This is a genomic window from Paenarthrobacter sp. CM16, from assembly GCF_013179505.1.
Taxonomy (GTDB): domain Bacteria; phylum Actinomycetota; class Actinomycetes; order Actinomycetales; family Micrococcaceae; genus Arthrobacter.
Genome location: NZ_JABMCX010000001.1, coordinates 13,088 through 36,738 on the forward strand (window position 1 = coordinate 13,088; position 23,651 = coordinate 36,738).

Below are 23,651 nucleotides of genomic sequence, written 5' to 3' on the forward strand. Positions count from 1 at the left end.
TGCCCTGCCTAGTCGACGGGGACGGGCGCCTTCTCGTTGAGGCGCTCGGTCTCATCGTGCCAGTCGGAAGTCATAGGCCGGAGCGTAGCTTCTACTGCACGTGCGTGGTGGCCGCAGAAGAGCAGCTCACCCCCGGAGGACTCGAGTACAACGCGGACATATGCTTGGGCTCCGCAACGATCGCACCGGTCAGCTGCGTTTAGCGTGCGGTCTGCAACTGCTGTTGTCATGTCGGCCTCCTTAGTAGTTCTGTACATCCATATAACCAGCATTCGACGCAGATCCATGGCAAGGATGGGTCACTTTCGCTGTCCGCGTATCACATGTGCGTAACGTAACCATGCAGCTTGGGCGGTGCCGGGAGTGGCAACCCATGGCAGGGGGCCGGCCGGGCTAGCCTAGTATGGGCAGAGTTTGCCTTGAAATACCAGCAAAAAATGGCTGGGCAGCATCCTTGGATACACGCTGAGATATACCCCGAAGGAGCACACCGCGAGTGGCACCGAGTTCTGAATACAACGCCCGGCATCTGTCTGTCCTTGAAGGCCTGGAAGCCGTCCGGAAACGCCCGGGCATGTACATCGGTTCCACCGACTCACGCGGGCTCATGCACTGCCTGTGGGAAATTATCGATAACGCCGTTGATGAAGCGCTGGCGGGCTTCGGCCATGACATCAAAGTGATCTTGCACGCCGATAACTCCGTGGAAATCCATGATGACGGCCGTGGTATTCCCGTGGATGTTGAACCCAAAACCGGCCTGTCCGGCGTCGAAGTGGTCTTCACCAAGCTGCATGCGGGCGGCAAGTTCGGCGGCGGTTCCTACACCGCATCCGGCGGTCTGCATGGGGTTGGCGCATCCGTGGTGAACGCCCTGTCGAGCCGGCTGGACGTTCAAGTGGACCGGGGCAGCAAGACGTACCAGATGTCCTTCCGTCGGGGCGAGCCTGGCCGGTTCGTTGACTCGGGGTCCAAGCCTGGTCCTGAGGCGCCGTTTGAGCCGTTCGTTGAGAACTCCGTGCTGGACGTGGTGGGCAAGGCAAAGCGCGGTGTGACGGGAACTCGTGTGCGCTACTGGGCAGACCGGCAGATATTCACGCCCGATGCCAAGTTCTCCTACGACGACCTCGCCGCGAGGGCGCGCCAGACATCCTTCCTGGTCCCCGGTTTGAAGATTACTGTCCGCGACGAACGTAAACTGGCGGGAACGCCGGGTGAGAACGGCGCGCACGAGGAAGTGTTCCACCATGACGGCGGCATCTCGGAGTTCGTCGAATTCCTTGCCGCGGATGCCGGAGTCACCGATGTCTGGCGGCTCCACGGCTCCGGGAAGTTCAAGGAAACCGTTCCGGTACTCGATGACAACGGTCATAGCAAGATCGCGGAAGTCGAACGCGATTGCGAAGTCGATATCGCCCTGCGCTGGGGGATCGGCTACGAGACCACCATGCGCAGCTTCGTCAACATCATTGCCACCCCCAAGGGCGGCACCCACCAGTCGGGCTTCGAAGCTGCCCTGCTGAAGACATTCCGCAAGGCCGTGGAAACGAACGCCCGCAAGCTCAAGGCCGGCAATGACAAGATCGAGAAGGATGACATCCTTGCAGGTCTCACCGCTGTCCTGACTGTCCGGCTTGCCGAGCCGCAGTTTGAGGGTCAGACCAAAGAGATCCTGGGTACCTCGGCGGTACGGGCCATCGTGGCCAAGGTCGTGGAAAAAGAGATCACCGGCCGGCTTAACTCGGCCAACCGCAACGACAAAGCGCAATCTGCACTCCTGCTGGAAAAGATGGTCAGCGAGATGAAGTCGCGCATCTCAGCGCGGGTTCACAAAGAAACGCAGCGCCGCAAGAATGCCTTGGAAACCTCGTCGATGCCGACGAAACTGGCCGATTGCAGGACTGACGATGTTGCCCGTTCAGAGCTGTTCATTGTTGAAGGTGACTCCGCACTCGGAACAGCCAAGCTCGCCAGGTCCTCGGATTTTCAGGCCTTGCTTCCTATCCGGGGAAAGATCCTGAACGTCCAGAAAGCATCCGTGGGCGATATGTTGTCCAATGCCGAGTGCGCGGCGTTGATCCAGGTGGTCGGTGCCGGCTCGGGTCGCAGCTTCGACTTGGACGCCGCCCGCTACGGCAAGGTCATCCTCATGACCGACGCCGATGTGGACGGTGCCCATATCCGTACCCTGTTGCTGACCTTGTTCTTCCGCTACATGAGGCCCATGGTGGAGGCGGGACGCGTCTTTGCCGCTGTTCCGCCCCTGCACCGGGTCGAAGTGATCAATCCGGGCCAAAAGGCCAATGAGATGATCTACACCTACTCCGAGGCTGAACTTCATGTCCTCTTGGCCAACCTCGCCAAGGAAGGCAAGCGTTATAAGGAGCCCATCCAGCGGTACAAGGGTTTGGGTGAAATGGATGCCCAACAACTGGCGGAGACCACTATGGATCCACGGCACCGGACCCTGCGGAAGGTTGGCATTGAGAGTGCCCAACGGGCGGAAGAGGTTTTCGACCTTCTGATGGGCTCGGATGTCGCGCCGCGCAAGGAGTTCATCATTGCCGGGGCAGCCACCCTGGACAGGGAACGCATCGACGCTTAGCTGGCCGCGGGGGGAGTGGCGGTTTCCTTGGTTCCGGGTGCGGCGAAGGCTGTGAGCCCCACCAGCAGTGCAAGGGCTCCCAATCCCCAGGGGAGCCCGGCTGCCACGGCGATTCCGCCCACCAGCAAGGGACCTCCGGCGTCGCCAAGTTCCCGTCCCAGTTCGGCTGATCCCATGGTCCTTCCCATTCGTTCGGAGGGGGTCGAGTCGGCCAGGTGCGCAAACGCCAGGGGAGTGGAAACGCCTATTCCTGTGCCTATCAGGGCGGCGGCCAAGTAGATCCACGCCGCTCCCGGAAGGATGCCGGCCATGAGTGTGCCCCCTGCGATGCAGAGCAAGCCTGCCACCATGCCCGGTTTGTCGCTGACGCGGCCTTGGTCCCGGAGCCTGCCGATGCGCGGTTGTATCAGTGACGAGGCCAGAGCCAGCACCGTCACAACTGCCACACTTCCGGCGGTGCCAAGGCCTTCGCGTGCCGCGAGGGCAGGCAGGAATCCAACGGCTGCCCCGAGGGCCCCAGTGGCCGCAGCAAGGACCAGAGTAGGGCCAAGGAAGGACCTCTCGGTGCTCTGCCGCCACACGTCCACAATGGTGTAGCGGGGCCGGGGAAGCGGTGCCAGGGCTGGAACTGCAACGGCAGCCCACGCCGCAACGAGGAAGCCCAGGGCGGACAGGACCCCGAACAAGAGGGCGAAACCGCCACTGATGATGGCAACAGCTCCCAGCAGCGGCCCTATCGCGTAGCCGAGTCCCTTCCACGAGCCGTATCGTCCAAAATATTGTCCGGTGTTCTTGCCCGAGAGGCGGGCCACGGTGGCCGATGACGCCGGTGAAAATGCCGATGCCGCCATGCCCTGCCCCAGCCGCGCAGCCGCCAGCATGGCAGGCTGGTCCGCCCACAACCCGATCAGTGAGGCCGCGGAGAAAGCCAAAAGACCGCCCACGATGACCGGTTTTGGCCCTATCCGGTCGCTCAAGGCGCCAAACACCGGCTTCAGGAACACTTCAGCGATGTCGTACAGGGCCAGCAGGAAACCCAAGGCGAGCAGGCTCAATCCAATATCCGCGCTCTCCGCACCCAAGCCGGCCGCAACGGCATGGGCGCCGAAAGCGGTGGTAAATCCTGCCGCGTAGAGCGGCCAGCGCTGGGTTGCCCTCACAGGGAGTGGTGCGTCATAGGTGGGTTTCACGCTTCACAATGTAACAGCTGCTACATTCGTCATTGTGATTGACGAGCAATGGTTACTGATCCTGGTCCAGGTGCCCGCCCAGCCTTCCAAGCATAGGGTGGCGGTTTGGCGGGAACTCCGGCGCATGGGGGCCGTTCCCTTGTCGCCCGGAACCTGGGTGCTCCCCGCTCATCCGGCCTTTGACGAGGGACTGAAAAGGGCGGAGTCCTTGGTGGCGAAAGGTGATGGCTCCTGGACCTTGGTGGACGCCTCGCCCCGTAGCAGCGGGGCTGAGACCTTCCGCAGCGCTTTCGAAACTGCCCGGCTCGAAGAATGGGCTGAGTTCAGCGCCGACTGTGGCAAATTTGAGCTCGAGATCGCTAAAGAGATTTCCCGGGGCAAATTCACTTTCGCCGAACTCGAAGAAGAGGAACAAAGCCTGGAGCGCTTGCGGCGTTGGTACCGTGAGTTGAAGTCGCGTGACGTCCTGCAATTGCCCCAGGCGGGGGATGCCGCTGCCCGGGTGGCGCGCTGCGCGGAAGCATTGGAGGGCTATGCTTCCTTGGTCTATGAGGCCACGCTTCCCGGCTAGCCCAGCAGCCCCGGAACAATCAACAGCGCCGTAGGCACTGCCAGCAGCAACGCGGACACCGCCAGGACCAGGATGCGCAAGCCCGTGGTGAGCGGCGGCTGTGGCGAGAGTAAGCGGCTGACGCGTGACGCCGTCGTGCGCGGTGAGTCGGCGCCGCCTGTGGCGCTGACGGCGTTGCTCTCCACCACGGCGCCGCCGGCATTGAGTGACCCGGTTCCGATGGCAGGTTGGGATGTTCCGCTGGCGACGATTGCGATGGCCTTGATCAGGGTGCCCTTGCTTTCCGTCCGCAGCGCGACGTCATCGGCCAGCATCTCGATCAGGGAGTTAACCGCTGTTTGGGCCAGCCGCGTGGTGGGGAACCAGGGCAGTGCCTGCCGCCAGGCAGCGAAAGCCCACAGCAAGAGGTCATGGCGCTGCGACAGATGCGCATTCTCGTGAATGAGCACAGCCCTGAGCTCGGCCGGTTCCAAGGCTGCCATCAGACCGTCGGAAAGTACCGTGACGGACCGGGCGCCGCCGGGGAGGCAGTAGGCCACGGGGGAGTCGTGGTTGATGACCACGGTTCCGGGGCCGTCGTCGGACGGTGAGGCGAGGAGGGCCAGCAATTCGCGGTGTCGTCGTCGCTGGCGCTCAATCTTGTAGTAGGTCAGCAGCAGGGTGAAGACCAGGTGCGCTGTGAGCAGCGCCGCCGCGGACAGGGCGAAAAGGTGCCAGAAGCCCAATGCCGTGGTGGGTTCGTTGTTGAAGACCATCCCCGCCAGGCTCTTGAGGCCGGCAATGAGGTTGTCGCCGATGGGCTCCAAGCCATAGACCAGCATGGCGCCGATCATGGACAGCCCACCGGCAAGGGCGATCGCCTGCCAAAGCACCATGGCGGTGAACGGCGAGCGTGCCGGCCATTGGGCGCGGGACAGCAGGACGGGCACCGGCCATGCCAAAATCAATGCCAGGACCGCAAGCAGGTATGAGGTCCAGAACATAGTGGCTAATTGTAGCCGAGCAGTTTGCGCAGGGTAGCGGCTTCACTTTCGGTGACGGATCCAATGAAGCGGGCCAGGACGGCCTCGCGGTCCGGAGCGGAGCCCAGGACTTCATGCATCAGTTCGGCGGTGTGGTCCGCGCGGCTGGAAACGGCTTGGTAGCGGTGCGGACGCGTACCGCGCTCACGCTCCACGAGCCCCTTCTTTTCCAGGCGCGACAGGACAGTGAGAACCGTGGTTACGGCCAAGTCCTTGCCCTGATGTCCCGCAGTGCCGTCGCCGGCCTCGGAATCCTGCGCCAAGAGGTCGCGCAGGGTATTGGCAGTTGCAGCCTCCTGGCCTGCCCAGAGCAGATCCATCACTGCCCGTTCCAGTTCCCCAAGACTTGCCATCTATACGTCCCTACCTTCCGCTTCCCGCTGCAGGGTGACTGCTGTCGGGAGCGATGATCCAACATTCCACCATAAATCTACCGCTTTTCAGCTCTTCATTCTACGTGAGGTAGAACTATCGGCGCGCCGTGTCCTGCGGGTAACCCTTGCGCGTGGGTAACGCCACTTGAAGAATGGGTTTCGTCGCCCGCCATTTGTTCTACACTTTGTAGAAGAGTAGTTTTCTACGCAACGTAGAAGTACCGTCATCGTACTTCGGTCCACCGCACAAAGGACAGCTATGGACGCCTTGGAAATCGCACGCTGGCAATTCGGTATCACTACCGTCTACCACTTCATGATGGTGCCCCTCACTATTGGCCTGGGCCTGGTGGTGGCGATCATGCAGACCATCTGGTACCGCACGGGCAAGCCCGAGTACCTGCGGATGACCAAGTTCTGGGGAAAGCTCTTCCTCATCAACTTCATCATGGGCGTGGCCACGGGCATCGTCCAGGAATTCCAGTTCGGTATGGCCTGGAGTGAGTACAGCCGGTTTGTCGGGGACGTCTTCGGTGCGCCACTGGCCCTGGAAGCCTTGTTGGCATTCTTTGTGGAATCCACGTTCCTGGGCCTGTGGATCTTCGGCTGGAAGCAACTCAAACGCGGCGTGCACCTGGCCTGCCTGTGGATTGCGGTGATCGGTTCCGTCTTCTCCGCCTACTTCATCATTGTGGCGAACTCGTGGATGCAGCACCCTGTCGGCGTGGAAATGGTGGACGGGCGGCCCGTGATGACAGACGCCTGGGCAGTCTTTACCAACAACACGGCCCTCGTTGCCGTCCCGCACACGCTGTTCGGGGCGCTGGCAGTTGCCGGCGCGTTCCTCCTGGGCATCGCCTGGTACCACCTGTGGCGCCGCCGGCACGATGGCATCGACGTCGTGGACAACAACGGCAAGCTGGTTCCCGGGGAAGCTGCCATCCCCGGCCGGGACAAGTCCGATTACACCGTGTGGATGAAGAGCCTGAGGATCGGTGCAGTTGTGGCCATGATCTCCTTCGCGGGGACCGCCATCACCGGTGACCTGCAGGGCAAGCTGATGTTTGAACAGCAACCCATGAAGATGGCCGCCGCCGAAGCTGCCTGCCACGACGGCACCGGGTTCTCGGTCCTGAGCGTCGGCAACCTCGGCGCCACCAACTGCGATGACATTGTTGCCGTTATTGAAGTACCCGGCATCCTGTCCTTCCTGGCAAAGGGGGACTTCACCACCGAGGTGAAAGGCGTTAACAGCCTGCTGGGCGAGTACAAGGAAAAGTACGGAACCCATCTTCCGGACAATCCGCTGTACGGCGAACGCGCCGGCCAGGAAATCCAGTACGTACCCGTCATGGAAGTGACGTATTGGGGCTTCCGCATGATGATCGGCTTCGGCGGGATCGCTGCGTTCGCCGCCTTGCTGGCTCTCTGGGTGACCCGCAAGGGCGTGGTACCGCAATCGAAGTGGCTGATGCGCCTTGCCGTGTTCGGCATCCTCGCACCCTTCGGCGCCAATGCTGCCGGCTGGATCTTCACTGAAATGGGCAGGCAGCCGTTCGTGGTTGCACCCAATCCGGATATGAACGGCATAGACCAAGTGTTCATGTTTACTGCTGCCGCCGTATCGCCGGGGGTCAGTGCCGGTGAGCTCCTGACCTCCTTGGTGGTCCTCACCGCCATTTACGCGATCTTGCTGGTGGTCGAAGTGAAACTACTGGTCAAGTACATCCGCGGTGGCGTGGCCTCGGCGATGCCGGAACTGGCACACCCGGCCAGTGATACGGACGATGACGACAAGAACGACGCCGGTCCGGCCAAGTCCGGCGACGACGTCCTGGCATTCGCCTACTAGGAACAGGGGAAATCTGACAATGGAACTGTTGCCAACCATCTGGTTTGTGGCCATCGCGGTGCTGTGGACCGGTTACCTCTTCCTGGAGGGCTTCGACTTGGGCGTCGGCATGCTGATGAAGCTGTTCGCCCGCAACAACACTGACCGCCGCGTACTGCTGAACACCATTGGCCCTGTGTGGGACGGCAATGAAGTGTGGCTGCTCACTGCTGCCGGAGCCACCTTCGCGGCCTTCCCGCTCTGGTATGCCTCCCTGTTCTCAGCTCTCTACCTTCCGCTCCTGGCAGTGCTGGCCGCGCTGATCTTCCGTGCCGTGGCTTTCGAATACCGCGGCAAAGTGGACTCCGAGCGGTGGCGCAACCGCTGGGACTGGGCGATTGCCGTCGGTTCCTTCGTAGCCGCCTTTGGAATCGGCGCCGCGTTGGCACTGACCACCACCGGGCTGCCCTTGAACGCCAACGGCGACCGCAGCGGCGGCCCGATGTCCTGGTTCAGTGGCTATGCACTCCTCGGCGGCTTCGGTGTGGTGGCGTTCGCCCTGGTGCACGCCCTGGCGTTCCTGGCCCTTAAGACCGACGGCGACGTGCGGCACCGCGCCCGCAGCTGGTTTGTGCGGTTGGTACCGTTCGCAGTGCTGCCGATGTTCGGCTGGATGGTGTCCGTGCAGTTCCTCAGCGGCAAGCCATGGACCTGGGCGCTGGTGGCGGCCGGAGCCGTGGCAGTCATCCTGGCCTGGACGTTGGCCCGGGCGGGGGCAGAAGGACGTGCCTTCGGTGCCCTTGGCGGGTTCATCGTCTGCGCCACTGCTTCAATCTTCGGGGCAGCCTTCCCCGTGGTGATTCCTTCCACACTTGATCCAGCGTTCAACCTGACCATTTCAAACGCCTCATCCTCGGACTACACGCTGGGCTTGATGAGCATAGTGGCGGCCGTGGGACTGCCTTTGGTGATTGCCTACCAGTCCTGGACCTACTGGGTGTTCCGCCGGCGAGTCAGTGCGGCGCACATTCCCGAAGCGCACGGTTTCCTTCCGGCCATTGCTGCCAAGGTCCTGATCTCCAATGACAACCAGCCGGCCGCCAGCACCAAGGGAGACTAACCGCCTTATGAAACCCGTGTTCCCCGCCGGTCCGGCCACCCGATCCGCTCTCTACGGCATCGGGCTCCTGTCCGCACTCAAGGCACTGTCGCTGGTGCTCATGGCGCAGGCCGTAGCAGGGATGCTGGCAGGCCTCGCTTCCGGAACGGGGGACTGGAACACCGGACTTCTCTGGGGTGCTGTGGGAGCGGTCCTGAGGTCCCTCACGGTCTGGGGGCAGGGCATTGCCTCCCGGCGGGCGGCCCTTGGCGTCAAGGAAGAGCTGCGGGCGCAGTTGCTGCGGCGCTCGCTGTCTGACGGTGCAGCGCCGCTCGGAGCGGGAATGAACGACGGCGGCCTGGCGATCCTGGCCACCCGCGGCCTGGATGCGCTGGACGACTATTACACGCAGTACCTTCCGGCGTTGGTCAATTGCGCCACGGTACCGCTGTTGATCGGGGCCAGGATCCTCTTTGCCGACTGGGTCAGCGCCGTGGTGATCGTCCTGACCGTTCCCTTGGTTCCGCTGTTCATGGTCCTGATTGGCCGCCACACGGAGGACCACGTCCGGGATGCCCAAACCACCCTCCGGAAACTCTCCGGCCACATCCTTGAACTGGCCAAGGGCCTGCCGGTACTGGTGGGGCTGGGACGCGCCAGTGAACAACGTGCGGCCTTGGAAGACATTTCGGAGCAATACCGGAGCCGGACCATGGGCACGCTCCGCACGGCCTTCCTGTCAGCGTTGGCACTTGAACTCATTGCCACCATCTCAGTGGCCGTCGTCGCCGTATTCATCGGCGTCAGGCTCGTAGGCGGCGATATGGCCTTGGAAGCGGGCCTGTTGGCCCTCATCCTGGCTCCGGATTGCTACCTTCCTCTGCGGGAGCTCGGTACTGCCCACCACGCAAGCGACGACGGCCGGGCCGCGCTCGAAACCACCAACACCGTCCTCAACGCCCCCGCCCACCAGCCATTGCCCGTACCTGCAACATCCGCCGCCACGTTCCCGGGCGTTGTAGTGGAGGGGTTGTCGGTAACTTACAGCGGCAGGTCCGCCGCCGCCGTCGGGCCCCTGGGCTTTACCGCACCGCACGGCAGCATTACTGCGCTGGACGGCGACAGCGGTGCCGGGAAAAGCACCGTCCTTGGCGTCCTTGCGGGTCTGATCGGGCCGGGCCCGGGAGCTGCCGTGGCCGGCACCGTCTCAGGAACAGGAAAAGGGTCCGTGGCCTGGGTACCGCAACACCCCGTCATGGCAGCAGGGACGGTCCAGGAAGAACTGGCCCTCTACCTTGACGGGTACCAGGGCGATCCTGCCGAAGCCGCCCGTCGTGTCCTGTCGAAAGCAAAGGCCGCGCACCTGGCAGCCAGGAATCCAGCCGAACTGAGCCCCGGAGAACTACGCCGCGTTGCGCTGGCCCGGGGATTGGCCCGCGTGGAGGCCGGCGCCACGGTCCTGCTCCTCGACGAGCCAACCGCACACCTGGACCCCTACTCTGCCAGCGTGGTCCGGAACGCCATCGAATCACTCAGGGGCAACGTGACGGTGATCCTGGTGGCCCACGATGCCGCAACCCGCGCGCTCGCGGACAATGTGGTGACCGTGGGAAAAAAGCGCTTCCCGAATGCCCCCATGATTCCGCCTGTGCGCACCGGAAACACCCTGGACGCTGCAGCCGGCCAAGGCAGTCCGGCCTCGCTGATCGATGTTGTGTCCCCGTCCGCAGCAGGGGCCGGTAGCTTGAAACGCCTGCTGGAGATCCTCAAGCCAGTGCGATGGAAGTTCGCCGCAGCCGGGATCGTCGCCGTCCTGGCGGCCCTGTTCGCGGTGGCATTGTCCGGTTTGTCCGGCTGGTTGATCATCAGGGCCAGCGAACAACCTCCCATCCTCTACCTGCTCGGCGCAATTGTGGGCGTCAGGTTCTTTGGAATCGGCCGGGCGGTGCTGCGCTATTGCGAGCGGCTCCTGACCCACGACGCCGTCTTTGCTGCCATGACCCGCCTCCGGGGGGCCCTGTGGGCGACATTGAGCCGCAGGGCACTGTCACTGAGGCGTCTTCTCCAAGGGGGCAACGTTCTTGGCGCAATCGTCGATGACGTCGATACCCTCCGGGACCTCCTGCCGCGGGTTGCGCTTCCCCCTGTTACCGCATGGGGGGTGGGTGCCGCGGCGATCATTGCCACGGCCGTGGTTTTACCTGCCGCCGTGCCGGCTGTGGCACTGGCAGCGGTGGCAGGGCTTTTCATCGCCCCGCTGCTTGCCGTCCTGGCCGACCGGAACGCAGCCAAGGCCGAACAGCGTATGCGCTCCGTGGTCCTCCACGGAGTGGCTGCAGCCCTGGATGCCCGGGCAGAACTGACGGCCAACGGAGTCACCGGGCCGGTCCTTGAAGATCTGCGTGCCAAAGACCGCGCCGCCACCCTCTCGGCCCAGCGCTCCGCGTGGGCTGAAGGCCTCGGCCAATCCGTGATCGTCCTGGCTTGTTCGCTGGCAGCCCTATGGGCGGGGGTCCTCAGCGCTCCTTCAATCACCAACGGTGCAGTTCCTCCGGAATTCGCAGCTGTGATTGTCCTGATGCTGCTGGCACTGGTGGACGCCTTCAGCGGCAACGTTTCGGCGGTACGCCAAGCCCCTGCCCTCGGGGCCGTCGTGAGCCGGATTGCTGCCTCAGGGGCTTTGGACGTTCCTGCCACAGGAGGTCTCGATTCACCCTCCGACGACGGCCCACGGCCACTCCCGGACCGCGACGGCAAGGCGGGGCTTGAGTTGAAGGACGCGACGGCCGCGTGGCCCGGCGGGCCGGATGTCTTCGCCGGGATCAACGCCTCGGCCGGACCTGGCCGTTGGCTTGCCGTGACGGGACCCTCGGGTGCGGGAAAGACCACTTTGTTGTCCGTGCTGTTGGGTTTCCTGCCCCTCGCCCGGGGAACAGCGAAGCTGACGGGCGCTGCCGCCTGGTGCCCCCAGGAAGCGCACCTGTTCGACTCCACCGTCCGGGGGAATTTGTTGTTGAGCCGTCCGGCTGCCGCAAAGCCCAGTGAGGCTGAAATGCATAAGGCACTGGCCGACGTCGGGCTTGACGTGGTGGTGGCGGCCCTGCCGGACGGGCTCGATGCCCGCATCGGCCCCGGCGGCTCGTTCCTCAGCGGTGGCGAACGTCAGCGGCTGGCCATGGCAAGGACGCTGCTGACCGGAGCCTCGGTCTTGCTGCTCGATGAGCCCACCGCCCATCTGGATGCTGGCTCTGCGCGGGAAATGATGGCGATCCTTCGCCAAGGCCTCAAGGACGTCACGGTGGTTCTGGTAACGCACAACCCTGAGGACATTGATCCGGCAGATGCACGGCTGGAGCTCCCCGCGGCCACCCCTGCGAAGACACACAGCCATGGCGCGGCGGAACTGGTGGGAAAGCCTACCCATCAGTAGCCTGTTGGCATGCCTTTCAACGCTGCAAGCCCTGCCACGCCCGATGCCCGTACAACGGGCCTCCAATGGAGGCCCGCCACCTTGGAGGACCTCGAGAACTGGGCAGGCCTGATAGCGCGGACGGCCGCCGTCGAACATCCCGTCTGGTACGAGAAGCGCGGCGACTTGCTTCACATCCTGGAGTCCACTAAGAACCCGCCGGAGACGAGCACTCTGCTGGGCCTGGACGCCGAGGGGGTGGCGCGTGCCTACGGACGCATCGTCAAGAACCCCGACGGCGACAAAGCCACGGGAATGGCGTGCGTTGATCCCCAATGGCAACAGCGGGGAATCGGCTCCGCAGTCCTGTTGTGGCAGGAAGAGCAGGTCCGGGGGCGGTTTGCCGCCGATCAAGCTGCCGGGCACACCGATGCGCCGGCACGAATGCGCATCCAGACGGAGGAGCAGCACCAGCATCAAGCAACACTTCTCATGGGACATGGCTACGCCGCGGTGCGCTGGTTCAACGAAATGCACCGGCCCCTGTCCCGGCAACTGCCGGAGGTTCCCCTGGCCGCAGGCTTGCAAATCCGTCCGCTGGATCCCACTCTCTTTGAACCAGTGCGCCTGGCGCACAACGATGCTTTCAGGGACCATTGGGGCAGCGAACCCCGGGACGAAGAGTCGTGGCGCTTCACCATCGAGGAACCCACCGCCCGCCATGATCTCAGCGCTGTGGTTCTTGATCCCGCGACGGGCGAAGTTGCCGGATACCAGCTGACCAGTTTCGACCCCGATTCCGCATCCGACCGCGGATTCAAGGAGGGTTACACCGAGCTCCTGGGCGTACGGCGCGCCTACCGTGGCCGGGGCATAGCCCAGGCACTGCTCGCCGATGCGATGCAGCGCTATGCCTTGGCCGGTATGGATGTGGCATCGCTGGACGTGGACTCAGCCAACCCCACCGGGGCGCTGCAACTCTACCTGGGCATGGGTTATGAGCCGGTGAACCGCAGCATGACGTGGGAGAAGATGCTCTAGCCCCTAGCCGTCCACATCATGCAGGTGATGAACAACGTCATGGAGGAAGTATTGGGAGAACGTCAGCACGGTGAAAGATGATCCGTTGCTTCGCGTTCCGGTACGCTGCCAGTCATCCTCGGTAACCCGTGCGAAGGACTCCGCAATCACCTTGCCCTCTGACTCCAGCTCGTCCGCTACCGTCCGAGGATCGGCGGAACCGTACTCGCCCTCGATCGCGGTCTGGTCCTGGTCCCAGTTGGCAAACCGGGCGTCATCCTCGGTAAGCATCAGGTTCAGGCGCTGGTCAAAGAGGCTGAAGACATCCCGGACGTGGCATGCGTACTCCAGGTTGGACCACGTGTGGTCATTGGGACGTGTGGCTGCATCCTCCCGGCGCAGCACCGCCCGCCATCGGGGAAGCATGTTCAGGACGGTGCCAGGAACCGTGGAAGGGGTCACCGTGGCGGCGTCGAAACCACACTCCGGGCAAGGCTCCGAGAGGACCCAGGTCCAGTCTTTTTCATCAGGGATGATCGGCATGCGGCCAGTCTAAGCGGAACCTGCCCCTACCCCTGTGCAGCCCAGGAAATATGGTGTCGTTTTCCCCTGACCTGCGGAGCCTCCCAAGAGTAGAGTTCGTTCCGGGGGGAGAGCCGGAAAGAGAAAGCAATGCTCAAGGATCAGCAGGTTGGTGCCGTCCTACCGGCACAGGACATAGCCCGGGCGCGCTCTTACTACAGCGAAAAACTCGGACTGGAACCCGAAAATCCGAACGACGACGACAACCTTCAATACAGGTGCGGCGACGGAACCGGATTCTTTGTCTATCAAACGTCCAATGCAGGGACTGCCAAGAACACCCAAATGGGCTGGACTGTCAGCGATGTCAGGGCCACGGTGCAGGAACTGCGCGGCAAGGGAGTCGAGTTCGAAGACTACGACTTCACTGGCCTGAAGACGGAGGATGGCATTGCCACAATGCCTGATGGAAGCGCTGCAGCATGGTTCCTCGACAGTGAGGGAAACATACTGAGCATCAACCAAACCGGCTAGCCCGTGCCGTGGCTTCCCGGCCACGGCAGCACAAAGGCCGGAGATCCAGTATCTCCGGCCTTTGCCGCGCTGTTCGGCCAAGCTGCAGTTATTCTGCGGGATCAGCCCATGCCATGCTGGGGCCGATTGCCTCCACGGGCTGTGACAGCGGTACCCCCGAACCGTCCCTGCGGCCATGTTCGTGGGGAAGCGCCCGGGCAACCCCTGCGGCTGAAGACGCCTTCGCGGGGCCATGTCCGGCCCAGGCCAGCAGAAGGGTGTCTTCGCCCTTGAGGAAACGGTGGGCCCGGACGCCGCCGGTGGCGCGGCCCTTGACCGGGTACTCTTCGAAAGCGGTGACCTTCGCCGTGCCCGGTGCCGTGCCCGGCAGGGCGCCGGTGGTTCCGGCAATAGTGACCACGACGGCGGCAGGATCGTTGGCACGTACGGTGCCGAAGTGGATCACGTCGTCGCCGGCTGCCAGCTTGATACCGGCCATGCCGCCTGCTGTCCGCCCTTGCGGACGGACTGCGGAGGCACTGAACCTCAGCAATTGAGCCTGGCGCGTGACGAAGACGAGATCGACGTCGTCCTCTTGCGCCGGTTCCACCGCGAGGACCGAATCCTTGTCCTTCAAGGCAATGATCTCCCAGTCTTCGCGGTTCAGCGGGTAGTCCGGCTGAACGCGCTTGACGACGCCTTGGGCCGTGCCAATGGCAAGGATGGAATCGAGGGGAACGAACGCCACCAGTGTTTCGCCCTTGAGCAAGGTGATGAAGTCCTTTGCGGCAACACCGCCGGCGAGGTTCGGCAGGCCGGACATCGGAGGCAGGACGGGCATGTCCATCACCTGCAATCGCAGCATGCGGCCTTGGGATGTCACCGCCCCGATCTCGCCACGGGCGGTGGTCTTGACCACCGAACGGAAGACGTCATGCTTGGCGCGCGGCCCCGCTTCGGCCAGCGGTTCCTGGTTCGATGTCCTGGCAATCTGGCCGGAGACGCTCAGCAGCGCCCAGCAGGGGTCGTCCGGGATCTCCAAGGGCAGCGCAGCCGCCTTGCCCTTTGGACCAGCGGTGGAAGCCGCGAGAGCCGCAGCCACGGTGGGGGAGACTGCTTCGGATTCGAGCAACACGGTGCGCCGCGGTGTGCCGTATTTCTCGGCGATCACTGCCAACTCGCCGGACACGAGGTCGCGGAGCAACTCATCGGAGGCAAGGATGGCCTCGAGTGCCTCGATTTCCCGGCGGAGCTCGTCCTGCTCCTTTTCCAGTTCAAGACGGGAGTACTTGGTCAACTGCCGCAGGCGCAGTTCCAGGATGTAATTGGCCTGGATTTCGGTGAGGTCGTATATGGACATGAGGCGTTCACGCGCAGCTGATGCCTCGTCCGAGGATCGGATGATCTGGATGACCTCGTCGATGTCCACGATGGCGATCAACAAGCCCTCCACCAAGTGGAGTCGGTCCTTCTTCTTGCCAAGACGGAAGGAGGTACGGCGGCGCACTACGTTCAGGCGGTGTTCGACGTACACCTGCAGCAACTGCAGCAGTCCCAGCGTCTGCGGCTGGCCGTCCACCAAGGTGACGTTGTTGATGCCGAAGGAGTCTTCCATGGGCGAGTAGCGGTACAGCTGCTGGAGGACGGCATTGGGGTTGAAGCCGTTCTTCAGCTCGATGACCAGGCGCAGCCCGTGATTGCGGTCGGTCAGGTCAACGACATCGCTGATGCCTGTCAGCTTCTTGGCATTGACCGCATCCTTGATCTTCTCGATCACCTTCTCCGGGCCCACCATATAAGGGAGCTCAGTGACCACCAGGCCCGTGCGCCGGGCAGAGAGCTGTTCCACCTCCACCTTGGCCCGGGTCTTGAAGGAGCCGCGGCCCGTGGCGTAGGCGTCCCGGATACCGTCCAGCCCTACGATCCTGCCGCCCGTGGGGAGGTCAGGCCCCGGAACAAACCTCATGATGTCCTCGAGGGTGGCTTCCGGGTGTGCAATCAAATGGCGGGCGGCCGCAATGACTTCGACAAGGTTGTGGGGAGCCATATTGGTGGCCATGCCCACGGCGATGCCCGTGGTGCCGTTGACCAGCAAGTTGGGGAAGGCTGCGGGAAGGACATCCGGCTGGGTCAGCTGGTTGTCGTAGTTGGGGACGAAGTCCACCACGTCTTCGTCGAGATGGTCCGTCATGGTCAGCGCGGCAGCAGCCAGGCGTGCCTCGGTATAGCGGGGGGCGGCAGGACCGTCGTCGAGCGAGCCGAAGTTGCCGTGGCCGTCGATCAGCGGCAGGCGCAAGGAGAAATCCTGGGCCATGCGCACCATGGCGTCGTAGATCGCGGCGTCGCCGTGCGGGTGGAGCTTACCCATGACTTCGCCCACCACGCGGGCGCTCTTGACGTGCCCCCGGTCAGGACGCAGGCCCATGTCCGCCATCATGTAGAGGATGCGCCGCTGGACAGGTTTCAGGCCGTCTCGTGCGTCCGGAAGGGCACGTGAGTAGATCACCGAGTAGGCGTACTCCAGGAAGGAGCCTTCCATCTCGGACGTGACGTCAATATCAACGATGTTCTCGGTGAAATCGCCGAGCGGCTCTGCTTTGCGTGCGGAAGATTGGCTGCGGGCCATGGGGTCGGTAAATCCTTGAAAGTTGTACTGCGGATGTTTTAGCTAGGCTAAGCCTATGGTGGATCAGCCCGGCGTCGGCATTTATCCGGAATATTGGGAGGCTGATGTCGTCCTGCGCGACGGCGGCACCGCCCATCTTCGCCCGATACGGCCCGAGGACGCGGAGGCTTTGCAGGCGTTCCATGCGGGTCAGTCGCAGGCGTCGATCTACATGCGGTTCTTCTCCTTCAAGCCCCGGCTCTCCGGCAAGGAAGTCCGGCGGTTCACCGAAGTGGACCACATCAACCGGGTGGCCTTCGTGATCACCATCGGCGGCGAGATCATGGGCATTGGCCGCTACGACCGCCTGGATGATCCCGACGAGGCCGAAGTCGCGTTCAACATTTCGGACGCCCACCAGGGCCGCGGAATCGGTTCGATCCTCCTTGAGCACCTCGCCGTTGCTGCCCGTGAAAACGGCATCCGGCGCTTTACCGCAGAGGTCTTGCCGGACAACCGGAAGATGTTGATGGTCTTTGCCGATGCCGGTTATGACCTCACCCGTCAGTTCGACGACGGCGTGGTGAGCGTTGAGTTTAATATTGATCCCACGGAGAAGTCCCGGGCCGTCATGGAATCCCGGGAGCACCGCGCGGAGGCGCGCAGTGTGCGCGACCTGTTGTCGCCGTCGTCGGTGGCTGTCATTGGTGCCAGCCGCAAGTGGGGGACCGTTGGTTACCAGTTGCTTGAACACATTATTGAAGGCGGGTTCCAGGGCCCGGTCTACGCCGTAAATCCCGAAGCCTTTGAACTGGCCGGCATGGTCTCGTTCGGGAAGTTATCGGAAATTCCAGGGCCGGTGCAGTTGGCCATCATCGCCGTGCCGTACGAGGAAGTTCCCAAGGTGGTGGACGACTGCGCTGCTGCCGGTGTCAAGGGGATCGTGGTGGCAACCGCAGGATTTGCCGACGACGGCGAACGTGGCCTCGCGCGCCAGCATGAACTGGTGCGCCGGGCCCGGGCAAACGGCATGCGGGTGATCGGCCCGGAGTCGTTAGGCATCCTGAACACCCACCCTGCCGTATCACTGAACGCCTCCATGGCCCCCACCATGCCTCCAAGGGGAAGCCTGGGCCTGTTCAGCCAATCTGCCGCTGTAGGTGTTGCCGTCTATGCTGCCGCCAGCCGCCGCAGGCTCGGATTGTCCTCGTTCCTCTCTGCCGGTAACCGTGCCGACGTTTCAGGCAACGACGTCATGCAGTATTGGGAGGACGACGCCGATACCTCGGCAGTGGGGCTGTACCTGGAATCGATCGGCAATCCACGCAAGTTCTCCCGCCTGGCCCGCCGGTTGTCACGAAGCAAGCCGGTGATCGTGGCCAAGTCCGACGTGACGGGCTTGAGCCTGCCGCCCGGACACGAGGTCCGCACCACCCAGGCCCCGGCTGCCGCCGTGGATGCCATGATGCGCCAGGCCGGCGTCATCCGCGTGGAAACCATTGAGCAGCTCATGGACATTGCCCAGATCGTGTCGTCCCAGGCGCTGCCCAAAGGTCCCGGCGTCGCGGTCTATTCCAACTCGGTGGCCCTGGGCAAAGTGGTTTCAGACAGCGCCGGCCCCCTTGGGCTCGATGTAAACCGCCTCGCCACCGACGTTGATCTGGACGCCGGGATGTCGATTGCCCTTCCGGCCCTTCGGGCCAGCCTCATGGAAAGTTTGGCCGACGACTCCGTTCACGCGGTGATTGCCGCACTTCTTCCTGCACGGGGACTTACGGTGGAAGCGTTGGCCGGTGTCCTCGCAGAATGCGCTGCCGAGGCCGGGAAGCCTCTTGTTGCCGCTTTCACCGGGATCCTGGACCCTTCCGTCCAGGTCGAGGGGATGGTGGGTTCCGAGGGGAAGCCCGTGCTTCCGTGCTATTCCAATGCAGGCGCCGCCGTGGCCGCTTTGGCGGCAATTGTTGGTTATGCCCAATGGCGCGACAGGGACCAGGGCTTGTTCGTTGAACCGGACGGCTGCGACGTAGAGGGCACCCGCGAGAAACTGACGGCAATGCTGGCCGGCGTCACCGGTGAAAAGATCAGGAAGCTCGACGCCGGTGCTGCCGCCACCTTGCTTGCGGGCTATGGAATCGAGGTGGTTCCCACGCTCGGATTCGTGACACCGGAAGAAGCCGTGGAAGCCGCCGACACAGTGGGTTGGCCTGTAGTCCTGAAGACCACGGACCCTGCCCTCCGGCACCGGCTGGACCTTGGCGGTGTCAGGCTCGATATTCAGGACGCTGAATCGCTGCGCCAAAACGTTGCCCAGATGAGGCGGGCTTTGGAACCGTACGGATCGCCGGCCCTTGAGGTCCAGGCCATGGCTCCGGTGGGACAGGCCTGCACTTTCCGGGCCATGGAAGATCCACTGCTGGGGCCCGTGCTTTCCTTCGGGTTGGCCGGCGATGCCGTAAACCTCCTGGATGACTGGGCGCACAGGGTGCCGCCGCTCTCGGCTGCTGATCTCCACGACATCATCAGGTCGCCCCGCGCTTCCAGGAAGCTCTTCGGCTACCAAGGGCTGCCCGCGGTGGATGTGGCTTCCCTGGAGGACATAGCGGGCAGGCTGGCCAAGCTGAAGGACGACCACCCGGGAATTGCGCTGGTGGAATTCAACCCCGTCCTGGCCGGCCCCTCAGGAGCCACAATCCTGGGTGCCGACGTCTGGATTGGCAACGCCGCGCAGCGAACTGACAGCGCGCGGCGTGCGATGCGAAGTTAGCCACAGGGCAGAACGCGCAGTTAGGAAGTCACCAAGCGATCTGTGAAAATGGGGGAATGAGCACCCAGTCTCCGACGCCTCAATCACGTCCGTCCAACACCGGGCACCACACAGCGCATAACCACAGCTCCCAGGGGCAGAGCCTGGACCAGGCACTGCAGCAAGCGGGCTTTTATCCGCGGTTGGTGGCCGACGTCGTTGATGACGCTTTGGACGGCAGGGAGTGCCTTTCGCATCTGGTGCATCTGGAGACGCACTTCGACCGCGCCGAAGTCCGCAGGCACATCACGGTGCTGGTGCTTACCGAAGACATGCTGGTGATCACCCATGTTGACGACCAGCAGCTTGATGAGGCCGGCGAGCAAATTGTTGCCCAGATCTCCACGGAATCAGTTCCCGTGGCCCAGATCCGTTCGGTGGTCCTGAGCTACATGTACTCCCAGCCCCAGGATTACAAACCCTCGGATCCTGTACGCGAACTGACCGTTTCCATCGCCTGGTCCGGCGGCCAGCGCCTGGACATGGGCCCTGCGAGCTGCGGTGACCCCCAATGCGAGGCCGATCACGGCTACAGCGGAACCATCGCCCAGGAAGACATCGTGCTGCGTATCAGCGCCGAAGCCGATGGACTGCAGGCAGTCCAGGATGCCAAGGTCTTTGCCCGTGCCCTGCGTGCGGTCAACACCGGAAATCCCGCCCCCGTCCAGCACTCGAGCATCCCCGCACCTCGGCCGCGTTCGGGTGTCTTCAGCAACCGCTTGAGCCGCGGACACCAGCGTTGAGGGACGCCGCACAGACCTCGTCCCCGGTGGGCAACACCGCAGCGGATCTTCCCTCCGCCCCGCTGTTCGGAAGCAGATCCATCGCGGAAGTCTTCACGAGTTCTGCAGCAGCCCTCGGCGTGCCGGGCTTCACCAACCATTTGCAGGTACCGGCATCCAAGCGTATCTGTGTTGTCCTCGCTGACGGGTTGGGCCGGAACCTGCTCAAGCAGAAAGCCTCCCACACGCCGTTCCTCCGGTCAGTCCTGGCCGAGGGACAGGGCAACGTCCCACAGTGGATCGACTCGGCGTTTCCCAGCACCACTGCTGCCTCCCTCGCAAGCCTGGGCACCGGCTTGCCCGCCGGGCAACACGGCATGGTGGGATATGACGTCCTGGATCCAAGGCAGGACAAGGTAGTGAACCTCCTGGGCAACTGGGATTCCAACGTTGACCCGGTGGAGTGGCAGCCCCATTCCACCGTTTTTGAACAGTTGGCCACCGAAGTGGATGTAGTGACGGTCAGCCTGCCCCAGTTCGGCAATTCGCCCATGACGCAGGCTGCACTGCGCGGGAGCAGGTTTGTTGGCGGCACTACGCTGCATGCCAGGACGGCCGCGGCTGCGGAAGCAATGTCCGGAGGCGGACGTTCCCTGATGTACTTCTACCTCAACGAGTTGGACAAAGCCGGTCACCGCTATGGCTGCCAATCGGACCGTTGGGAGCACCAACTCGAGGAACTCGATTCCACGGTCAAGCGGCTCTCCTCGACGCTTCCGCCAGGAACCACCATCCTGTTGACCGGTGACCACGGCATGGTGGATGTTCCCGAGTCCCAACGAATCGACTACTCCGCCGATGAATCCCTGGTGGCCGGGGTCAGGCACACTGCAGGTGAACCCCGCATGGTGCATTTGTACCTCGAGCCGGACGCTACGGTAACTCATCGAGATGCCCTGCTGGCAGCTTGGCGTCGTCGTTTTAATGAGCGGATCTGGGCCTTCACCCGCGACCAAGCTGTGGATGCCGGGTTGTTCGGTGCTGTCCGCCCGGAGGTTGGGCCCCGCATTGGCGATGTCATGATTGCGGCCCGCGACACCCTGGCACTGTACGACACCCGCCGTGTCCGCCCGGCTTCGTTGGAAGTGGTGGGCCAGCACGGTTCACTGACCAAAGCCGAGCGTGAGGTTCCCCTGGTGTGCCTCACTGCTGCCGGCAAGAAGGGCAAACGTGGCTGAGCTGGTCTTCTTCTCAGGCACCATGGACTGCGGCAAGTCCACGCTTGCCCTCCAGATGGACTACAACCACCGTGCAAGAGGCCGTGGCGGTGTTCGCTTCAGCTGCAACGACCGCGCCGGATATTCCACCATCTCCAGCAGGCTGGGACTCCACATCGACGCCGTGGAGGTTGAAAATGACACAGACTTTTGGGACGAGGTAGTTGTCCGGCGCACCAGTGGACTTCGAGTGGACTACCTCATTTGTGATGAAGCACAGTTCTACACACCTGCCCAGGTGGAGCAGTTGGCGCGAGTGGTGGATGAGATGGAGGTGGACGTCTTTGCCTTCGGCATCACCTCGGATTTCCGCACCCGGCTGTTCCCGGGTTCCCAACGCCTCATTGAGTTGGCCGACAAGGTCCAGGTGCTGCAGGTGGAAGCGCTGTGCTGGTGCGGGCGGAGGGCAACCCAGAATGCCCGGACGGTGAACGGCATCATGGTGGTGGAAGGCGAACAGGTGATGGTGGGCGACGTAGCACCCTCCACCATTGGCGACAACACGGCAGGCGAGAACGCCGAGGGCCACCATAGGGCCGGCGTCGCAGGCGAGGACGCCGAGGCGGGGCATGAGACCGCGGTGGGTTACGAGACATTGTGCCGCCGCCACTACATGCGGCGCGTTACAGCGCACGGGGCCAACCTGATGGCAGGGGCGGACCAGCCGCTTCCTTTCGACATTGACGCTTGTCTGTGGCCCGGCGCGGGGGAGCTTCGCCGCAGCTAGGCTGCGAAGTTCAGCGCAGCCTGCCCGTGGAACTAGTCTCCGCGGGCTCCAAAGACGATCTCGTCCCAGCTGGGAATGCTGGACCTCTTTGGCCTGGACGGTTGGCGTTCTGCAGGGGCATCGGGGTCCTTGCGGGCCTCGCTGACATTCCCGGCCGGGGTTTCGCCCTCGACATGGTTTTCAGGCGATTCCACCCGGTCCGTGTCCTCCGCTTCCCGGGCAGGGCTGCTGCCGCCGAGGAGTTCGTCAAGACCAGCCGGTTTGCGTCCCGTGAGGGACGTGACGGGGCGCAGGGGACTGGCTACCACCGTGATCTCACGTGTTTCCGTACTGACGCCCTGATGAAGCGTCAGCGAGTCGTCGTCGGCATTGTCCTGGGGCTCGAAGTGCCGCGGTGCCAGGCTCAGCCGGGACAACATGGAGGGCCGTCCGTCTTTACGGGCAGGTTCCTCGGCAACCACGGTGGCCGGCTCGGGATCTGCAACGGTGGTTTCGTCGATGTCTTCGTGCTCGGTGCCAGGACGCGGATGGGCTGCCGGAACATTGCTCAGCAGCACGGCCAGGGCGTCGTCCCCGTCTTCGTCCACACCGAGGCGCTGACCACGGCGTGAGCGGAGCATTTCCAAAAGGCTGTCCGATTCCTTGGCTGATGCACGGGCAGCTGTTTCAGCATCGGTTTCAAAGTCGAACGGCCGGTCCGAAACAGCAGCGAGCCTGCGTGCCGGGACAGGTCCGTCCAAGGGTTCGAGCTCGCTGAGTTGTTGGGCCCAGCGGTTGGCGTTCTGAAGCGACTTACGTTGTGGGCTGAAGGTCCACATGGCGGGAGGTTCCTCGCCGATGCTGCCGTGGGTGCCCGGTACCGTTTCAAAGCGCGCGACGACGGTCCAGGAGCCGTCCGTACGGCGCCACGAGTCCCATTCCACCGTGGAGGAATCAATGCCGTGCGCAGCGAGCCTGTGGTCCACCATCTCACCCAGCGTGGCCGGGTTGTCGCCGAACGCCGAGCGGTAGGCGTCGTGGCCCGGAGCGGGAGCGGCGACTTCGATGTTGCGGGCTTGCCTCGCAACGTACTCACGCTCGGCGAGGACGGGTCCTTCGTAGCGTTGGACGTTGGCCAGCGGAAGCCCGGACAGCTCCGCCACTTCGGCCGCGGTGGCCCCGCTGCGGATCCTGGACTGGATGTCGCGCGGGGACATGGCAATTGGTGTGTTGGCGGCGCGTGCCGCCACTTGGGCAGGGGTCCGACTCGCCGCTGCCCTCAAGGCCTCGTCGATCGGAAGCTGGAACATCGCACCGCCGGGGCCGCTCAAAAGCAGATGCCCGCCGTCGTCGTGGACGCCTACCAGTCGTAGATCCTGCAT

18 protein-coding genes are annotated in these 23,651 nt (G+C 63.5%); 11 read left to right on the forward strand and 7 right to left on the reverse strand.

Annotation, left to right across the window (positions count from 1 at the left end):
• Positions 1–8: 8 nt before the first annotated feature.
• Positions 9–230, reverse strand: a complete 222-nt coding sequence (locus HP499_RS00055; protein WP_018778705.1) for a hypothetical protein — start codon at positions 228–230, stop codon at positions 9–11.
• A 266-nt stretch (positions 231–496) separates the two neighbouring features.
• On the opposite strand from HP499_RS00055, the gene HP499_RS00060 reads away from it, so the two are divergent.
• Positions 497–2,605 (forward strand): type IIA DNA topoisomerase subunit B, encoded by a 2,109-nt coding sequence (locus HP499_RS00060; RefSeq protein ID WP_172321942.1) that lies wholly within the window; start codon positions 497–499, stop codon positions 2,603–2,605.
• On the opposite strand, the gene HP499_RS00065 is transcribed toward HP499_RS00060, so the two are convergent.
• Positions 2,602–3,795 carry an MFS transporter gene (locus HP499_RS00065; protein ID WP_309138317.1) on the reverse strand — a complete coding sequence of 398 codons (1,194 nt, stop codon included), beginning with the start codon at positions 3,793–3,795 and terminating at the stop codon, positions 2,602–2,604. The genes HP499_RS00060 and HP499_RS00065 overlap by 4 nt on opposite strands.
• Positions 3,796–3,829: 34 nt before the next feature.
• On the opposite strand from HP499_RS00065, the gene HP499_RS00070 reads away from it, so the two are divergent.
• A complete protein-coding gene (locus HP499_RS00070; protein ID WP_172321943.1) occupies positions 3,830–4,366 on the forward strand; it encodes a Chromate resistance protein ChrB in 537 nt (178 codons plus the stop codon).
• On the opposite strand, the gene HP499_RS00075 is transcribed toward HP499_RS00070, so the two are convergent.
• Together HP499_RS00075 and HP499_RS00080 are read right to left on the reverse strand one after the other, a co-directional pair.
• Positions 4,363–5,349, reverse strand: a complete 987-nt coding sequence (locus HP499_RS00075) for a M56 family metallopeptidase (RefSeq protein WP_172321944.1) — start codon at positions 5,347–5,349, stop codon at positions 4,363–4,365. The genes HP499_RS00070 and HP499_RS00075 overlap by 4 nt on opposite strands.
• Before the next feature lie 5 nt (positions 5,350–5,354).
• Positions 5,355–5,741 carry a BlaI/MecI/CopY family transcriptional regulator gene (locus HP499_RS00080; protein WP_011774471.1) on the reverse strand — a complete coding sequence of 129 codons (387 nt, stop codon included), beginning with the start codon at positions 5,739–5,741 and terminating at the stop codon, positions 5,355–5,357.
• A gap of 280 nt (positions 5,742–6,021) precedes the next feature.
• Here HP499_RS00080 and HP499_RS00085 point away from each other — a divergent pair, with 280 nt between their 5' ends.
• The 4 genes from HP499_RS00085 to HP499_RS00100 are packed head-to-tail and all read left to right on the forward strand — an operon-like array spanning position 6,022 to position 13,142.
• The gene (locus tag HP499_RS00085; RefSeq protein ID WP_172321945.1) at positions 6,022–7,614 is read left to right on the forward strand and encodes a cytochrome ubiquinol oxidase subunit I; all 1,593 of its coding nucleotides are present in this window, start codon (positions 6,022–6,024) and stop codon (positions 7,612–7,614) included.
• A gap of 19 nt (positions 7,615–7,633) precedes the next feature.
• A complete protein-coding gene (gene cydB / locus HP499_RS00090; RefSeq protein ID WP_172321946.1) occupies positions 7,634–8,713 on the forward strand; it encodes a cytochrome d ubiquinol oxidase subunit II in 1,080 nt (359 codons plus the stop codon).
• Positions 8,714–8,720: 7 nt separating this feature from the next.
• A complete protein-coding gene (gene cydD, locus HP499_RS00095; protein WP_172321947.1) occupies positions 8,721–12,122 on the forward strand; it encodes a thiol reductant ABC exporter subunit CydD in 3,402 nt (1,133 codons plus the stop codon).
• A gap of 9 nt (positions 12,123–12,131) precedes the next feature.
• Entirely contained in the window at positions 12,132–13,142 is a 1,011-nt protein-coding gene (locus HP499_RS00100; RefSeq protein WP_172321948.1) for a GNAT family N-acetyltransferase, read from the forward strand.
• Positions 13,143–13,145: 3 nt separating this feature from the next.
• Here the strand turns inward: HP499_RS00100 and HP499_RS00105 are convergent, their stop codons facing one another.
• Positions 13,146–13,664: a DinB family protein gene (locus tag HP499_RS00105; protein WP_172321949.1), complete on the reverse strand. Its 519-nt coding sequence runs from the start codon at positions 13,662–13,664 to the stop codon at positions 13,146–13,148.
• 129 nt (positions 13,665–13,793) lie between these two features.
• Here HP499_RS00105 and HP499_RS00110 point away from each other — a divergent pair, with 129 nt between their 5' ends.
• Positions 13,794–14,177, forward strand: coding sequence for a VOC family protein (locus HP499_RS00110; protein WP_172321950.1), 384 nt, complete (start codon positions 13,794–13,796; stop codon positions 14,175–14,177).
• A gap of 88 nt (positions 14,178–14,265) precedes the next feature.
• On the opposite strand, the gene HP499_RS00115 is transcribed toward HP499_RS00110, so the two are convergent.
• Complete coding sequence (locus tag HP499_RS00115; RefSeq protein ID WP_172321951.1) at positions 14,266–16,782, reverse strand: DNA topoisomerase (ATP-hydrolyzing) subunit A; 2,517 nt, start codon at positions 16,780–16,782, stop codon at positions 14,266–14,268.
• Between the two features lie 55 nt (positions 16,783–16,837).
• On the opposite strand from HP499_RS00115, the gene HP499_RS00120 reads away from it, so the two are divergent.
• Genes HP499_RS00120 through HP499_RS00135 form a run of 4 tightly spaced genes read left to right on the forward strand, consistent with a single transcriptional unit; the run spans position 16,838 to position 22,290 of the window.
• Positions 16,838–19,525 carry a bifunctional GNAT family N-acetyltransferase/acetate--CoA ligase family protein gene (locus HP499_RS00120; protein ID WP_172321952.1) on the forward strand — a complete coding sequence of 896 codons (2,688 nt, stop codon included), beginning with the start codon at positions 16,838–16,840 and terminating at the stop codon, positions 19,523–19,525.
• A 56-nt stretch (positions 19,526–19,581) separates the two neighbouring features.
• Positions 19,582–20,307, forward strand: coding sequence for a DUF5998 family protein (locus HP499_RS00125; protein WP_172321953.1), 726 nt, complete (start codon positions 19,582–19,584; stop codon positions 20,305–20,307).
• Positions 20,304–21,524, forward strand: coding sequence for an alkaline phosphatase family protein (locus tag HP499_RS00130; RefSeq protein ID WP_216659575.1), 1,221 nt, complete (start codon positions 20,304–20,306; stop codon positions 21,522–21,524). Before HP499_RS00125 ends, HP499_RS00130 begins: the two co-directional genes overlap by 4 nt.
• Positions 21,517–22,290: a thymidine kinase gene (locus HP499_RS00135; RefSeq protein ID WP_172321954.1), complete on the forward strand. Its 774-nt coding sequence runs from the start codon at positions 21,517–21,519 to the stop codon at positions 22,288–22,290. The genes HP499_RS00130 and HP499_RS00135 overlap by 8 nt, the downstream gene beginning before the upstream one ends.
• Before the next feature lie 32 nt (positions 22,291–22,322).
• Here HP499_RS00135 and sepH read toward each other — a convergent pair whose 3' ends face one another.
• Positions 22,323–23,651: a septation protein SepH gene (gene sepH / locus HP499_RS00140; protein ID WP_172321955.1), complete on the reverse strand. Its 1,329-nt coding sequence runs from the start codon at positions 23,649–23,651 to the stop codon at positions 22,323–22,325.

Bases quoted from the DNA above. Each gene is read 5' to 3' on its own strand.
- HP499_RS00055 (WP_018778705.1), bottom strand. From the start codon at position 230: ATGACAACAGCAGTTGCAGACCGCACGCTAAACGCAGCTGACCGGTGC.
- HP499_RS00075 (WP_172321944.1), bottom strand. From the start codon at position 5,349: ATGTTCTGGACCTCATACCTGCTTGCGGTCCTGGCATTGATTTTGGCA.
- HP499_RS00080 (WP_011774471.1), bottom strand. From the start codon at position 5,741: ATGGCAAGTCTTGGGGAACTGGAACGGGCAGTGATGGATCTGCTCTGG.
- HP499_RS00085 (WP_172321945.1), top strand. From the start codon at position 6,022: ATGGACGCCTTGGAAATCGCACGCTGGCAATTCGGTATCACTACCGTC.
- cydB (WP_172321946.1), top strand. From the start codon at position 7,634: ATGGAACTGTTGCCAACCATCTGGTTTGTGGCCATCGCGGTGCTGTGG.
- cydD (WP_172321947.1), top strand. From the start codon at position 8,721: ATGAAACCCGTGTTCCCCGCCGGTCCGGCCACCCGATCCGCTCTCTAC.
- HP499_RS00100 (WP_172321948.1), top strand. From the start codon at position 12,132: ATGCCTTTCAACGCTGCAAGCCCTGCCACGCCCGATGCCCGTACAACG.
- HP499_RS00105 (WP_172321949.1), bottom strand. From the start codon at position 13,664: ATGCCGATCATCCCTGATGAAAAAGACTGGACCTGGGTCCTCTCGGAG.
- HP499_RS00110 (WP_172321950.1), top strand. From the start codon at position 13,794: ATGCTCAAGGATCAGCAGGTTGGTGCCGTCCTACCGGCACAGGACATA.
- HP499_RS00115 (WP_172321951.1), bottom strand. From the start codon at position 16,782: ATGGCCCGCAGCCAATCTTCCGCACGCAAAGCAGAGCCGCTCGGCGAT.
- HP499_RS00120 (WP_172321952.1), top strand. From the start codon at position 16,838: ATGGTGGATCAGCCCGGCGTCGGCATTTATCCGGAATATTGGGAGGCT.
- HP499_RS00125 (WP_172321953.1), top strand. From the start codon at position 19,582: ATGAGCACCCAGTCTCCGACGCCTCAATCACGTCCGTCCAACACCGGG.
- sepH (WP_172321955.1), bottom strand. From the start codon at position 23,651: ATGCAGGATCTACGACTGGTAGGCGTCCACGACGACGGCGGGCATCTG.